Consider the following 14097-nt stretch of genomic DNA (forward strand, 5'->3'; position numbering starts at 1 on the left):
GGCCAAGTGGAGGAAGGATGATGTCGCGAAAAGTGGTGTGAAGTTTCGGTAAAGTGGGATGCCTCAATCCAGGCATCCCTTTTGTTGAGCGTTGGTGTGGGGGGTCTGGGCTGTACTTTAATCTGGAGTTTAATTCTTTAGCGTGAGGAACAGCTTGTCATGGGGAAACGAGGTGAAGAAAGATGAAAAAGGTCGTGGCGGGATTGGGCGTTGCTTTCCTGATCTTCCTCTTGGGTGGTGTTACCCTCGCCCAGACCGTTTTCCGCGACATCTCCCCCCGGGCTTGGTACGCCGAGGCCGTGGCGCAGATGCAGCAGATGGGGGTCATAAGCGGCTACCCGGACGGTACGTTTCGTCCCGACAGGCCGGTGACGCGTGCGGAAGTGGCGGCCATGCTGGCCAATTTTCACGCCGCCTTGCAACAGGAACGGGTGCGCATGGAGAGCGAAGAGGAGCGGGTCATCAACGTCGTGGCCAACGCGCTCCCTTCCGTCGTGGCGGTGTTGAGCGGGGATCAGCTGGGAACAGGCTTTTTCGTGGACAACACGCACATCCTGACCGCATCCCATGTGGTGGGAAACCGGCGCGCCGTAACCGTTCAAACCCTCACCGGCCGCCAATACACCGGACGAGTTGTCAAGACATCGTCGTTGCTCGACTTGGCACTGGTAGAAGTTAAGCCCCTCGAGGACGTCAAGCCTGTGCGCCTGGCTTCATCGTATCGCCTGGGGCAAACGGTCATCGCGGTTGGCCATCCGAAAGGCCTGATGTATACCGTTACGCGGGGCATCATCAGCCATACGGCACGCCAAATCCCCGGGTTTTCGCAGCGCTACCTTCAATTTGACACACCGGTGAACCCGGGCAACTCCGGGGGGCCGCTTCTCAACCTGCAGGGACAGGTGGTCGGCCTCGTTGTGTTCAAGGGCAGCGAGGTGGGCATTGAAGGACTCGGCTTTGCCGTGCGGGTGGAGGAGATTCAACGGTTTTTGAATCGATAAACGATTCCGCGCCGGATTCCGTGCAACAACAGGAAAATGAAGGAAAAACGGCAGCCCCCGTGATGCACCACGGGGGCTACGCGTTTGGAAGGGATGGGGAACCGCGAAATCGGTTGGCTGGTTATTGCCCGTTGTGAAGCGACTGAAGAATGCGGTACAGGATGGTTGCCGCTTCGGCCCGCGTGGCCTTGTCGTTCGGGGCGAAACGGTTGCCGTCTCGTCCGCCGACCAGCCCGTGGGCGGTGGCTGCTTTCACCGCCGGAACGGCCCAGCGCGGGATGTGATCGCGGTCGGCGTAGGGGAGCGGGTGGTTTTCTGCCGGCGGAAGCTCCAGCGCCCGCACCAAAATGGCCACCAGTTCGGCGCGGGTGATGGGCTGATTGGGGCGCAACGTGCCGTCGTTGTATCCCCGGATCAGCCCGGCGTGCACGGCGGCTTGCAGCGCCTCGCGCGCCCAAGCGGGGATTTGTGTGGCGTCTTTAAACGCCGAGAGGTTTTCTTCTGCGGGTTCAAGGCCCAGGGCATTGACGGTGATGGCCGCAAATTCCGCCCGGGTGATGGGTTGGCTGGGAAGGAAACGGTTGTTCTCATACCCGTTGACGACGCCCAGGGTGCGCAGGGCGGTCACGGGCCAGTAGGCCCAATGGGAGTCGGGCACATCTTCGAAAGGCAAGAACGCCGATTCTGCCAGCGCGCGCATGGGGCCGCCCGCGCCAAAGCTGTCGAATTCGTCGGGGTTGAACGCCAGCTGTTCCAAGGTAACGACGCGGTCATCGGTGAGCGCGGGGTACTCCACCGGCCCGTTGTGGTTCCAGTACTGGCTCCAGACATCCATTCGCAGGGTCAGGTTCGGCAGCGCGTTACCGGGAAAGGCATTGCCGGGCAGGTTGAAGTCCACCTTCAGGTGATCCTGCACGAAGCGGTTGTCGGCGGAAATCCAGTACTCGGCAATGATGTCGGCTTTTACCCCTCGTGCCGCCAGCTCCTTTACATTTACCAGTTTGAGGACGTTTGCCGCTTGCGCCAGGTTGGCCTTTATTTCCGGGACGACCTGGGCCATGTCTTCACCCGTCATTTCCCCGATGCCGGCCATGAGCCGGTCGAGCCCGTCAAATTTGCTGAGGTTTTCAAGGTAGTAGACGAGCAGCTCATGCGCTTCCTCCAGGTCGAGCGTGATGCTGACGTGCGTGGTGGACACCTTGCTCCCGTTGGGAAGGGTGACGTCCACATTGGGCGTGGTGATCACGTTCTTGAAGGGGTAGCCGAATTGATCGATGTACTCCCGGACCACCGATTTCGCCAGTTCGTTGAATTCGTTCTGCATTTCCGGCGACAGTGGCGCTTCGGCTGCGGGCACGTGCAGGAACTTTTGGTCGAGGGAGGACTTGAGGTAGACCTCGTTGCCCTCGAGGTAAAACTCCAGGGCCGGTTTCGTCTGCGAGGGCCACAACTCCGTCCCCACGATTGAAGCCGGGTTTTTCAGGGAGATGACGCCGTGGGCGTGCTGTTCGTCCTTCTGTTGCACATCGAACACCACGCCGTCGCGCAGGGCCTTCAGCACCAGGCCAACGCGGGCGTCCTGTCCGTCCGTGGGCACGTCAGCGTCGAGGGCGAAGGTGGTGGTCGACGCGTAGGAGGTGACGTCGAGCTGGTTTTTCATTGCCTCGCCCACGATGGCGACGTTCGGCGCGCATCCGGACAGGACGAAGACCAGCAGCAGGATGAGCAGCCACGTTCTCTTCACAATACGGTTCCTCCTTTTGCGATTGGTGTCCCTTGCCACTTTCGCTGCCGATCGTGCGATTTCCTGCTGCGTTGGCGTAGATAGTTATGAAAAATGGAAGAATGGCGAACAGCCTCGCGGGCGCGGCATCGCCTTTTCTTTTGGCGCCGGTTTCGCTATTGTGGAGACGGGCTCTAGCTTTTAGGGGAGGGAGGCGTTCCCGCATGGCCGTACCCATCTTGGGTGTTCCGTTTTCTGCCCGCACGATGGACGAGACGGTGGCCGTCCTGGTCCGCGCCGTGGAAGACGGCCGCACCGTCCACGTCGTCACGGCCAATCCCGAAATTGTGATGCAGACGCTGCGGAACCCGGATTACGCGGCGGTGGTGCGCGGCGCCGATCTCGTCGTGCCCGACGGCGTAGGCATTCTGGTCGGGGCCCGGATCCTGGGCCACTCCATCCCCGAGCGCGTGGCCGGGTACGACCTGTTGCACCGCCTGATGGCGGAAGCGGACCGCCGCCGCTGGCGCGTCTTTTTGCTCGGGGCCACGCCGGAAAGCAACGAGGGGGCGCTGCGGGCCCTTCAGCGGCAATATCCCGGTGCCGTGTACGTTGGCCATTCCCACGGCTACTTTTCGCCGGAAGAGGAGGAGGCCGTTGTTCAGCGCATCGAGGAGGCGCGGCCGCACCTCTTGTTTGTCTCCCTCGGCGTCCCGCGCCAGGAGCTGTTCATCGCCCGCCACAAGCACCGCTTTACCGGCGTGTGCATGGGCACGGGCGGCAGCTTCGACGTGCTCGCAGGCAAGGTGAAGCGCGCGCCGCGCCTCTGGCAGCGGTTGGGACTGGAGTGGTTGTATCGTCTGGTCCAGGAGCCGTGGCGGTGGCGCCGCATGCTCGACCTGCCGCGTTTTCTGTGGGCGGTTTGCCGTGAAGGTATGCGTCGTCGCGACCGCGCGTAGCGAAGAGCCTCCCGTTTCGTGTGGGGACATCTCCTCCAGAGTAGGCCCCACCGGGAAGGCGTTTTTGTTGTCTTTTTTATACCCGTGAGTATAATTTACACTGGCTAGTGCAAACGTGCGAAGGAGCGCGGTTGGAGGGGAACGAGAGGGTATACGGCTATGGCGAAAGGGACGGTTGAACGCATCTATTCGGGGGCGCTTGCTGCCTTTTCCGAGCACGGTTATGCGGATGCATCGATGGAGCTCATTGCGGAAAGGGCGGGTGTGGTCAAACGTACATTGTACAACCACTTTGCGACCAAGGAGGAGTTGTTCAAGTTTGTTTTGCAGCGAGGGATAAACCGGCTGACGGCGCTGTTGAAAGAGGCCTTTGCAGAGGGAGAGATACACGAAGACAAGTGGACCCGCGTGATGCGGAGACACCTTGAATTCTTTGAAGAAAACCGAGAATTTTGCCGGTTATTGCTGCAGACGATTTGGGGGGCGAACGTCCCCCTTCAGGACGTGATGCGTGAGTATTTTGCCTGCTTGGACCGGGAAATCCGCAAAGACCAGGAAGAGGGGCGAATCGACAGGGAGCTGGACGTGATGACGGTTTCCGGTGCCCTCTTCGGTCTGGTTTCGGTTCCGGCCGTCCGTGCGGTCCTGAACGGGCAGGCGGTGACGGAACCCTCTCGCATGCGGACGATTACCAAGATCGCGTTGGAGGGGCTGGGGAAGTATGAAGCGGTGGCTGATTAGCGGAGCAGCGGCGCTCGCCGTGCTGCTTGCCTATTCGTCCTTTTACTTCGGCAATGCTTCCGATCACTCGGCGGAGACGTATTCGGGCATTGTGGAACAGACGGAATACGATCTGAGCTTCAAGATTGGCGGCCGGGTGGAAGCCTTGTACGTCGATGTCGGGGATCGCGTGAAGAAGGGCCAGCTGCTCGGCAAATTGGAGAATAAGGAATTGCAGGCAAAAGTGGAGCAGGCGAAAGCGGCGCTTGCGTTGGCGGAGGCGAATGTGGCGAAAGCGGTGCAGGCGGTGGACGTGACCCGGAAAAACGCAAATGCCGGGCTGCTGCAAGCACGGGCGGCACTGAACGAAGCGCAGGCGCGGTACAATGCCCTTGTAAGCGGGGCGCGTCTGGAGGAGCGGAAGCAGGCAGAAGCGAAAGTGGAAGCGGCGAAAACGGCCTACGAAAAGGCGAAAGAGATGTTCGAACGGACGCAGAAGCTGTACGAAGCCGGAGCCGTGCCGGAAACCAAGGTTGACGAAGCGGAGGTCGAATACAAGAAGGCAAAGGCGGAATACGAAGTGGCGGTGCAACAGCTGGCGTTGTTGGAGAAAGGCCCGCGCCCGGAAGAAATCGAAGCGGGTAAGTTCCAGGTGGAGCAAGCGCGCGCTGCCGTGGAGAAGGCGCTGGCGGGGCTGGGCCAGGTGGGGCTGCAGCAAGCGGATGTGAAACTGGCACAGGCCCAGCTCGCCCAGGCGAAGGCAGCGTTGGCGGAAGCCGAGGCGTACCTGTCCTACAGTGAATTGCGGGCGCCGATCGATGGCGTCGTAGTCAAGAAAAACGTCGAGCCGTCCGAGATGATCGGCGAGGGGATGACCGTACTGACGATTGCCGACCCCAATGACAAGTGGGTCCATTTCTATCTGCCGGAAGACAAATGGCAGAAGGTGAAGGTCGGCCAGGAAGTGACCGTCCGGATCCAGGGTGAGCAGGTGAAAGGGAAGATCGTGGCGGTGAATCCTGCGCCGCAGTTTGCAGTGAGAAAAGCGACGAACCACCTGCACGAGACGGACATTCGCTCGCTTCTGGTGAAGGTGAAACTGCCTTCCAACGTTTATGCCGGGGTGACAGCGGAATGGATTGGGGCCAAGTGATGGCGAAAGAGTGGGAAGCAATCTGGCACAACAAGCGCGTGCTGGCGATTTTGCTGCTGGTCCCGATCCTCTATTTGCTTCTATTTGGTTCTCTCTACCGCGAGAACAAAGTAAAGGAAATCGCCACCCTCGTGCTGGATGAAGACCAATCCGTGCTCAGCCAACAGATTATCCAGGCGTTTGACGCGTCGGAGACGTTTGCCGTCGTGGGAACCGCCGCTTCCGAGGAAGACCTGGTCCAATCCCTGCGTCGGGGGGAAGTGGCGGTCGGCGTAATTGTTCCCAGAAACCCGAGTCAGGTGCTGACCCTCATCGACGGGAGCAACATGATCGTTTCCAATGCCGCATTACGCGCGGCCAATGAAATCGTCCAGACATTTTCCCTGCAGCTTGCCGTTCAGAAATGGAAGGGGAACCCGGTTGCCATCAGCAGTGAGTTTCGCATCTTATTCAACCCCGGGTTCAGTTACAGCACCTTCCTTCTGTTGGGGTTACTGGGTGCCGTCGTCCAGCAAGTGGTCTTTCTCGGGATCGCGTTCTCCGTGACCCGGGAGGCCCTATCCGGACCGCCGTTGGCGGTTCTCTGCGGAAAGGCTGTGCCCTACTTTCTCCTCGGCCTTTTCGACGCGCTCGTGACGGTGCGCATGGCGAACGCCGTATACGGCATCCCCTTTTTGGGGCGCCCGTCCCATTACCTCCTGTTGTCCGTTGCCTTCATTCTTGCCCTTGTGGGGATCGGGATGTTCTTTTCCTTGATGGCAAAGGATGCGTTGCAGGCGGTTCAGCTGACGATGCTGATCGCTGTCCCTTCGTTTCTCTTGTCCGGGTTCACGTGGCCGTTTTCGGCGATGCCGGACTGGGTGGCGACCCTTGGCCATTTCCTCCCCCTTACGTATTTCCTGCACGGATTGCGGGAAGTGGCAATCAAGGGAAATGGCTGGGAGATGGTTGCCGGCGACGTGCATGTGCTGCTGAAAATGGCGCTGGTGACGTTTGTCCTGGCGTATGTGCTGGCCAGGGTGAAGGTGAAACGGCAGAGCCGGAACACACATTCATCGGAGACGGCATCCGTGGCAACCGAACCGGCCGGGAACTCGGCAGCGTCTTGAGTTGGTGAGAGGGTTTCGAGATGTGAGGGTACAGCCTTGTTTTGGGAGATGGTTTTGTCTTACGATAAGTCTTGTAACCATGAATGACTGGACGTCCAGTCAGGAAGGAGGTTCTGTCGTGTCGCCTTTCCCCATGCGCAGGGTACCCCGCATTTTCCCGTTTGCCGTCCCCATCGTTGCCATGCTTGTGACACTTTCGGGATGCAGCAGCAAACCCGCGTCGGTTCAGCTGGAAGAGCCGATTCGCACCGTCGAGGTTGCCGCGGTCACCAGGGGCGTACTCGATGAAGGGCTGACGCTCAGCGGCAAAGTGAAAGGTCAGGTTGAGGTGGCCGTTCTCCCGAAGGCAGCCGGTCGCGTGGAGAAGGTCGCGGTCCAAGTTGGAAAGCGGGTACGGCCGGGCGATCTTCTTATCCAGCTGGAAACGAAAGACGTAATGGCCCAAATTGCGCAGGCGGAAGCCGCGGTGAAGGCCGCTGAGGCCGGCAAAGAGAACGCCCAGGCGCAGGCGACGTTGCAGATCCTGAGCGCGGAGCAGAACGTCAAACAGGCGCAAGAAGCGGTGCGCCAAGCGGAAAAGGCGCTGGCAGCTGCGCAGAACTCCTATGACCTGGCCGCGAAAAACCTCCAACGGCAGAAGTCGCTGTTTGAGGCCGGGGTTGCGTCCCAAACCGCCGTGGAGCAAGCCGAGAACGGATTCAAGCAGGCGGAAGCTGGTCTGCAGCAAGCGAAAAGCGGGTACGAGACCGCGCGCAAGGCCCTTCAGGTGGCACAGGAGAACTTGAGAATCGCCAATGAACGGATCGCGCTGAAGGCGGCCGAGGCCCAGGTGGAACAGGCGAAAGCCGCGCTGGTCGCCGCTCGCCGCCAGCTGGAGAACATGAGCGTCACCGCTCCGGTGGCCGGCGTCGTGGCTTCGCTTCCGGTGAAAGTGGGAGAAATGGTCAATCCCCAATCGGTTGTGGCCACGATTGTCAACATGAATCCGGCCATCGTGGAGGTGGATCTGCCGGAGCATGCCTATGGCAGTGTGGCCGTCGGCGATCCTGTGAAGGTTACCATTCAAGAGAAAACATACCAAGGGAAGGTTACGTCCAAAGATCTGACCCCCAATTCGCAGACAAAGGCGTACCTCGTCAAAATTGAGGTCCCGAACCCCGAGGGCCGGATCGCCTCCGGCCTGAGCGCTACGGTCACGTTCCTGCCGAAAGGGGCAAAACCCACCATCCTCATCCCGGCAGAGGCGTATATGGCGAGCGAAAAGGTCGGGGAAGGGCGCGTGATGGTTTATAAGGACGGAGTGGTGCACGAGCGCCGAATTACCGTGGGACGTCAGACGTCGAAATATGTCGAAGTGACATCCGGTTTGCAGCCGGGTGAGAATGTCGTCGTCAAGGGACAGTACCTCGTCAAAGACGGTGACCGGGTGCGCCTGCCGGAGGATGGTCAGCAAGAAGGAGGCCGGAAGTCTTGAGCATCGTCGATTTTTCCGTCCGCCGCCCCGTTTTCATCACCATGATCGTTGTGGGGCTGTTGCTGATTGGGCTCATCTTCCTCCCGACGCTGCCCGTGGAACTGTTTCCGGAGATGAACTTGCCGGTCGCCGTTGTGGCCACTTCCTACCCGGGCGCGTCGCCGGAGGAGATCGAGAACCTCATCACCAAGCCGATTGAAGATGCGGTTAGCAAGGTGAACAACGTCCGAAAGGTCGAATCGCAGTCGCAGATCGGGGCATCGCTCGTCGTCGTCCAATTTGAATGGGGAACGAACATGGACACGGCGCAGATCGATCTGCAGCGGCAGGTTGACCGCATCACCGATCTGCTCCCCGAGGATGCCAACAAACCGCTGGTCCTCAGAATCAATCCCAACGATCAGCCGATCATGATTGTCGGGATCAGCGGCAATCGGTCGCTCGAGGAACTCCAGAGGCTCGCCGAAGACGACATCGAACCGGCGCTGCGCAAACTCGACGGCGTCGCCTCCATCGGCATTATTGGCGGTGAGAAGGAAGAGATCCAGGTTATCCTGCGACCGGAGCAGATGCAGGCGTACGGCCTTACGCCGGCATACCTTTCGCAGATGATTGCCCAGTCCAATGTTCTTTTCACCGCCGGCTCGGTGGAACTGGGCGACAAAAAGCTCGCCGTTCGTTTTGATGCCGAATTCACCACCATCGAGGACATCAAGCGGGTGCAAATCCCCCTGCCGTCGGGGGGGACCGTTGCCCTCGCGGATATTGCCGAAATCCGCCGCGGCTTTGCCGAAAAGTCGCAGGAGGCTACGCGAAACGGGCAGCCGCTCGTGATGCTCAGCGTCATGAAAACGTCCGGCGGGAATGCCGTCAAGGTATCGGAGGGTGTGCATCAGCAGATTGCACAGCTTCAACAGAAGCTCCCCGAGGGGGTCACGCTCTCCGTTATCTACGACGCCGCAACCTTCATCAACCGCTCCATCAACAATGTTGTCGAGCATGGCCTGCTCGGGGCACTGATCGCCATGGCCATCCTCTACCTGTTTCTCGGGAGTTTTCGCACGACGCTGATCGTCGGCACCATGCTTCCCGTTTCGGTCATCGGCACCTTCACCCTGATGGCCTTGTCCCACCAGTCGATCAACATGCTCAGCCTCGGCGGCCTTCTCATCGGCATGGGGTCGCTCGTCGACTTTGCCATTGTCGTCATCGAGAGCATCCATCGCCATCGCCTCGAGGGCAAAGACGGGGAAGCGGCCGCGACCGTCGGGGCCAAGGAAGTCACCGCCGCCGTTACCGCCTCGGCGCTTGCCCAGACGTCGGTTTTCGTACCCATGCTTCTGGCCGCCGGGCTTGCGAAGGAGCTGTTTGCCCCGATGGCCCTGGCCGTGATCTTTTCCCATGTTGCGGCCTGGTTTGGCGCGATCACCTTCGTTCCCATGCTGTCGGCCCGCTTTCTGAAGGGGCACCATGGGGAAGAAGCGGGTCGGGTGCGAGCGGTGCTCCGGAGGGTAAACCCCGCGCGCGCCTTTCAGCGGGCCATAGAGGGGCTGGAGCGCCTGTACCGCCGCCTTCTCGGGTGGGGCCTTCGCCACCGAATTGCCGTCATCTTCCTTTCCTTTTTGGTTTTCTTTGCCTCCCTGGGGCTCATCCCCCGCATTGGCACGGAATTTATCCCGCAGACCGATCAGGGAGTGGCCTCGGTCCAGCTCGAGCTGCCGGCGGCCACCGCGCTTGAGGAGACGGCCCGCGTCGTGCGCGAGCTGGAGGCGATCTTGCTCAGCTATCCGGAAGTCAAGGAAGTGGCGAGCATGATCGGCGCGTCCGGCCAGTCCCAAGTGACCGGAACGACCGCATCAAACACCGCCACCCTCTTCGTCAACATGAAGCCGCTTGCCGAGCGCACGCGGTCGACGCAACAGGTGATGAATGATTTCAACGAACGGGCATCCGGTATTCCCGGGATTGTTCTCTCCATCAACTCGCAGATGGCGATGTCCGGTTCGGGCGGGGTGCAGGTGAACATCTCCGGCCCGAACACCCAGGTGCTGGAGGAACTCAGCAGTGAGGTGCAGGAGCGCCTCGCAGGCATTCCCGGCGTTGCCAGTGTCGACAGCAGCATGAAGGCGTCGCGGCCCGAGGTGGCGGTTTATATCGACCGCTCTCGCGCCGCGCAGTATGGGCTGTCGCCTGCGGAAATCATGACCGCCATTCAGGTGGCCTTTGGCGGGAAAAAAGTTGCGGTCATGCGCGACGGCGAAGACGAATACGACGTCGTCCTGACGTTTCCGGAATCGTGGCAGGAGGAGATTGCCCGTCTGGACACGCTTGTCCTGAGGAGCGCGTCCGGCGCCGTCGTTTCGCTGGGCGATGTGGCCCGCATCGCCACCGAGGGGACCCCGAACGCCATCTCAAGAAGCGAGTTTGAACGCCAGGCGCGCCTCACCGTCTACTCCACCGGTGAGCGTTCCCTTGGCGCGCTCATGAGCGACATCCAACAGACGCTGGCCGGCGTGCCGTTTCCCGAGGGTTATACCTGGTCGCTCGGCGGGGAAGCCGAACAGATGAACGAATCGTTCACCTCGCTGGCGCAGGCGATGGTGCTGGCCATTCTTCTCATCTACATGATCATGGCCGCGCAGTTTGAGTCGTTTTTCCAGCCGTTTGTCATCATGTTCTGCCTGCCGCCGACCTTTGTCGGGGCCCTGGTCGGCCTCTTTACCCACGGCATGCCGCTCAGCGTGACGGCGTTCATTGGGCTCATCATGGTCATCGGGCTTGTCATGAACAACGCCATCGTCCTTGTCGACTACACGAACCAGCTCCGCCGACGCGGGATGAGCGTCAACGATGCCCTGATGACCGCCGGGCCGGTGCGCCTGCGCCCGATTTTGATGACCATGCTCTCGACCAATCTCGTTCTCGTCCCGTTCGCCTATTTTGGCGGGGAATCGTCGGAGACACTCGCTCCGCTGGCCATCGTCGTCATCTATGGCCTCCTCTTCTCGACGCTCGTTACCCTGCTGCTCATTCCTGCCGTCTACAGCCTGACCGATGAATGGTTGGGCCGGCTGCGCCGCTTGTTCTCGCGCCGCCTGCCGGTTTCGCAAGATGTGTCAAGTTGGGGGTAAAACCGATGCAAGCGCGTACCCCTTTGCTTCCCTGGCAACCGGAACACGGAAAGCGCGACGCCATTCTCACCAGTGCGTACAATACATTTGCCGAGTTCGGGTATGCGAATACGAAAATCGAGACGATTGCCGAACGCGCGGGCGTGGGAAAGGGCACCGTGTATCTCTACTTCAAGAACAAAAACGATCTTTTTCGCCAGATGATCCAGGAGCTCATCGATTGGCATCTGTCGATCCTGCGCGAACAGATTACCGGTCCGCACTCGGCGCTGGATCGGCTGCGCACCTTACTTCGGGTGCACCTCACAATGCTGGCGGGCCGAACGTATCCCTTCCATCTGCACGGGCGGGACATCGGCCATGTCGATGATGAGCTCCACTTGTGGCTTCGCGAACAGAAACAACGCTTTCTGGAGGACCTCAGACAGCTGATTGAGGAGGGGATAGCGGAAGGTGCGTTTCGCACCGTTTGCCCGCGGCTGGCGGCCCTCTGGCTGTTTGCCACGCTCAATGTAACGCTCATCGACGATGCTGCCCTCTCCACCGAACAGGTGGCCGGGCTGATTGAGCTCGTCGAACACGGGCTTCGGGCGAGCAACGAGGAACACCCGACCCCAATCGCCGGATAGAACGAGAGAAAACCGCGACCAAACGTGAACAGAGTGGAAACGGCATTGACGGGCTCCCTTTCCTGTGTGAAAATGGTGGGGGGAATCGCTTGAGCGAGATTGCCGATGACGGGAGAGGGGATTGCCCGGATGGCAACCTATATTTTTGCGTGGGGACTGGCGCTGGCCATCGCCCTGGTTGCCACCCCGCTGGTGAAGGAGCTGGCCTTGCGCATCGGCGCGGTGGACGTGCCGAACGAACGTAAGGTACATCGCGGGGTGATGCCGCGCCTGGGTGGCCTGGCGATTTACCTCAGCTTTGTGGTGGGGTTTTTTCTCTTCGTTCCAAAAACTGCCATCGCATGGGGCATCTTCCTCGGCGGCAGCATTATCGCGCTGGTGGGCGCGCTGGACGACCGATTCCAGCTGTCGCCGAAAGCGAAACTCCTCGGACAGCTCGTGGCCGCCCTTGTGGTGGTGGCGTTTGGCTTGCGCGTGACGTTCATCAACCTGCCCTTTGATGAAGGCTTTTCCATCGGATGGCTGCTCAGCATACCGGTGACGATGGTCTGGATCGTTGCCGTCACCAACGCCGTCAACCTCATCGACGGGCTGGACGGCCTGGCGGCGGGCGTGTCGGCCATCGCCACGGCCACGCTGCTTGTCGTGTCACTCCTTATGGGGAACACGTTTGTGGCCCTGCTGTGCGCCGTGCTCCTCGGCGCGACGATGGGCTTTCTCGTGTTCAACTTCCACCCAGCCAAGATCTTCATGGGCGACACGGGAGCCCTCTTTCTGGGGTTCCAGCTGGCCGTCCTCTCGATCATGGGCTTCAAGCAGGTGACCCTCTTTTCATATGTCATCCCCCTGCTGCTGTTGGGCGTGCCGCTTTCGGACACCTTCTTTGCCATCGTGCGCCGCAAGCTGAACAAGAAGCCCATCTCCGCAGCCGACAAGAGCCACCTTCACCACTGCCTGCTGCACCTGGGACTTTCGCACCGCGGCGCCGTGCTGACCATCTACGCCATCAGCGCCCTGTTCGGGTTGTGCGCGGTGCTCCTGTACCAGGCCCAGACGGTGCTGTGGGTGGCCACGATGCTGGTGGCGGTGCTGGTGATCGCCCTGCAGCTGGGGGCCGAGGTGGTGGGCCTGATCGGCTACAAGCACAAGCCGCTGCTCCGCTTCTTGCGCCGCGTGCGCACGCGGATGCAGGAGTTGGCGGCGGGGGACGTGCGCCATGCCCGGACGCGTCAAAAAGAGGCGCGATAAGAGGATTGGACGGAAGAACATGCGCTTGGCTTGTGCCAATCGCATGTTTTTTTGTTTCTCGACAAGATGTTCACCGATTCGCGAAAATTTTTTGTCATCGAAGGAGGAAATCCGAAGGGCATGACGAATAAAGTTATCCGTGTGCGCGGGAATCCACATCCCGCTCGATCCACACCGTTCCGGAAGGTTCCACTTTTGCCCGTCCTGAGGTGATGTCGGCAATACGTGTGGCCATGGTCGCGGAGGTGCCGAGCGGGCAGAGGAGGAGCGCTTGCACCGTGTCGGTGTACGCCACATCGGCCAGTGGGAGGTCTTCACTGCGCAGCCAGTGCTCGAGGCGTCCCCAGTCGCTGTAGCCCACGGTGACGCGCAGCCGTTCGCAAAGCGCCTTCTCCACAATGCCGGCGGCCTGGATGCCGGCGGCGGCACTTTCGGCATAGGCGCGGATGAGGCCGCTGGCTCCCAGCTTGATGCCGCCGAAGTAGCGCGTGACCACGACGACGGTGTTCTTGAGTCCGATGCGCTTGATCGTCTCCAGGATCGGGCGTCCGGCGGTGCCGCTCGGTTCGCCGTCGTCGGAGGAGCGCTGCCACTGGTCGTGCTCGCCGACGACGTAGGCCGAACAGTTGTGTGTGGCGTCCCAGTGCTTGGCCTTCACGGCGGTGATGAAGGCGACCGCTTCCTCTTCGGTTTCCGCGCGCGCCACCTGGGCGATGAAACGCGACTTCTGGATGACGATTTCCGCCTCGCCGTAGCCTTTTACGGTTCGGTACGATGCCGGTGGCATGAAGAGCACCTCCCGTGCATAGGATACCGAACTGTGGGCTGTGTTTCCAGAAGCAAAAAAGGGGCGGACGGGTTGCAACCTTCCGGGTTGCTTCTTCGTCTATAAAGGTGAAGATCCCGAGCAGGAGAAAGGGGAGTGATGGTGTTCAAGGGGAAACCTAGCA

At 60.6% G+C, this 14097-nt stretch carries 11 protein-coding genes; 9 read left to right on the forward strand and 2 right to left on the reverse strand.

The window, feature by feature from the left end:
• Positions 1-182: 182 nt before the first annotated feature.
• Positions 183-1001 (forward strand): trypsin-like peptidase domain-containing protein, encoded by an 819-nt coding sequence (locus tag ACYQ0Z_RS05200; protein ID WP_459865181.1) that lies wholly within the window; start codon positions 183-185, stop codon positions 999-1001.
• 121 nt (positions 1002-1122) lie between these two features.
• Here the strand turns inward: ACYQ0Z_RS05200 and ACYQ0Z_RS05205 are convergent, their stop codons facing one another.
• Positions 1123-2745 carry an S-layer homology domain-containing protein gene (locus ACYQ0Z_RS05205; protein ID WP_459865183.1) on the reverse strand — a complete coding sequence of 541 codons (1623 nt, stop codon included), beginning with the start codon at positions 2743-2745 and terminating at the stop codon, positions 1123-1125.
• A 203-nt stretch (positions 2746-2948) separates the two neighbouring features.
• Here ACYQ0Z_RS05205 and ACYQ0Z_RS05210 point away from each other — a divergent pair, with 203 nt between their 5' ends.
• From ACYQ0Z_RS05210 to ACYQ0Z_RS05245, 8 genes are all read left to right on the forward strand, one after another.
• Entirely contained in the window at positions 2949-3683 is a 735-nt protein-coding gene (locus ACYQ0Z_RS05210) for a WecB/TagA/CpsF family glycosyltransferase (RefSeq protein ID WP_459865185.1), read from the forward strand.
• Positions 3684-3842: 159 nt separating this feature from the next.
• The gene (locus ACYQ0Z_RS05215) at positions 3843-4424 is read left to right on the forward strand and encodes a TetR/AcrR family transcriptional regulator (protein WP_459865187.1); all 582 of its coding nucleotides are present in this window, start codon (positions 3843-3845) and stop codon (positions 4422-4424) included.
• The gene (locus ACYQ0Z_RS05220; RefSeq protein ID WP_459865189.1) at positions 4405-5556 is read left to right on the forward strand and encodes an HlyD family secretion protein; all 1152 of its coding nucleotides are present in this window, start codon (positions 4405-4407) and stop codon (positions 5554-5556) included. The genes ACYQ0Z_RS05215 and ACYQ0Z_RS05220 overlap by 20 nt, the downstream gene beginning before the upstream one ends.
• The gene (locus tag ACYQ0Z_RS05225) at positions 5556-6665 is read left to right on the forward strand and encodes an ABC transporter permease (RefSeq protein ID WP_459865191.1); all 1110 of its coding nucleotides are present in this window, start codon (positions 5556-5558) and stop codon (positions 6663-6665) included. The genes ACYQ0Z_RS05220 and ACYQ0Z_RS05225 overlap by 1 nt, the downstream gene beginning before the upstream one ends.
• Positions 6666-6783: 118 nt before the next feature.
• The gene (locus ACYQ0Z_RS05230) at positions 6784-8139 is read left to right on the forward strand and encodes an efflux RND transporter periplasmic adaptor subunit (protein WP_459865193.1); all 1356 of its coding nucleotides are present in this window, start codon (positions 6784-6786) and stop codon (positions 8137-8139) included.
• Complete coding sequence (locus tag ACYQ0Z_RS05235; protein ID WP_459865195.1) at positions 8136-11270, forward strand: efflux RND transporter permease subunit; 3135 nt, start codon at positions 8136-8138, stop codon at positions 11268-11270. The genes ACYQ0Z_RS05230 and ACYQ0Z_RS05235 overlap by 4 nt, the downstream gene beginning before the upstream one ends.
• Before the next feature lie 5 nt (positions 11271-11275).
• On the forward strand, positions 11276-11899 hold the full coding sequence (locus tag ACYQ0Z_RS05240) for a TetR/AcrR family transcriptional regulator (protein WP_459865197.1): 624 nt from the start codon (positions 11276-11278) through the stop codon (positions 11897-11899).
• A 129-nt stretch (positions 11900-12028) separates the two neighbouring features.
• Complete coding sequence (locus ACYQ0Z_RS05245) at positions 12029-13147, forward strand: MraY family glycosyltransferase (RefSeq protein ID WP_459865199.1); 1119 nt, start codon at positions 12029-12031, stop codon at positions 13145-13147.
• Positions 13148-13280: 133 nt separating this feature from the next.
• Here the strand turns inward: ACYQ0Z_RS05245 and ACYQ0Z_RS05250 are convergent, their stop codons facing one another.
• Positions 13281-13934, reverse strand: a complete 654-nt coding sequence (locus tag ACYQ0Z_RS05250; protein WP_459865201.1) for a YigZ family protein — start codon at positions 13932-13934, stop codon at positions 13281-13283.
• Positions 13935-14097: the final 163 nt, after the last annotated feature.

This window comes from Calditerricola yamamurae (genome assembly GCF_054654135.1).

Bases quoted from the DNA above. Each gene is read 5' to 3' on its own strand.
- ACYQ0Z_RS05200 (WP_459865181.1), top strand. From the start codon at position 183: ATGAAAAAGGTCGTGGCGGGATTGGGCGTTGCTTTCCTGATCTTCCTC.
- ACYQ0Z_RS05210 (WP_459865185.1), top strand. From the start codon at position 2,949: ATGGCCGTACCCATCTTGGGTGTTCCGTTTTCTGCCCGCACGATGGAC.
- ACYQ0Z_RS05215 (WP_459865187.1), top strand. From the start codon at position 3,843: ATGGCGAAAGGGACGGTTGAACGCATCTATTCGGGGGCGCTTGCTGCC.
- ACYQ0Z_RS05220 (WP_459865189.1), top strand. From the start codon at position 4,405: ATGAAGCGGTGGCTGATTAGCGGAGCAGCGGCGCTCGCCGTGCTGCTT.
- ACYQ0Z_RS05225 (WP_459865191.1), top strand. From the start codon at position 5,556: ATGGCGAAAGAGTGGGAAGCAATCTGGCACAACAAGCGCGTGCTGGCG.
- ACYQ0Z_RS05240 (WP_459865197.1), top strand. From the start codon at position 11,276: ATGCAAGCGCGTACCCCTTTGCTTCCCTGGCAACCGGAACACGGAAAG.
- ACYQ0Z_RS05245 (WP_459865199.1), top strand. From the start codon at position 12,029: ATGGCAACCTATATTTTTGCGTGGGGACTGGCGCTGGCCATCGCCCTG.
- ACYQ0Z_RS05250 (WP_459865201.1), bottom strand. From the start codon at position 13,934: ATGCCACCGGCATCGTACCGAACCGTAAAAGGCTACGGCGAGGCGGAA.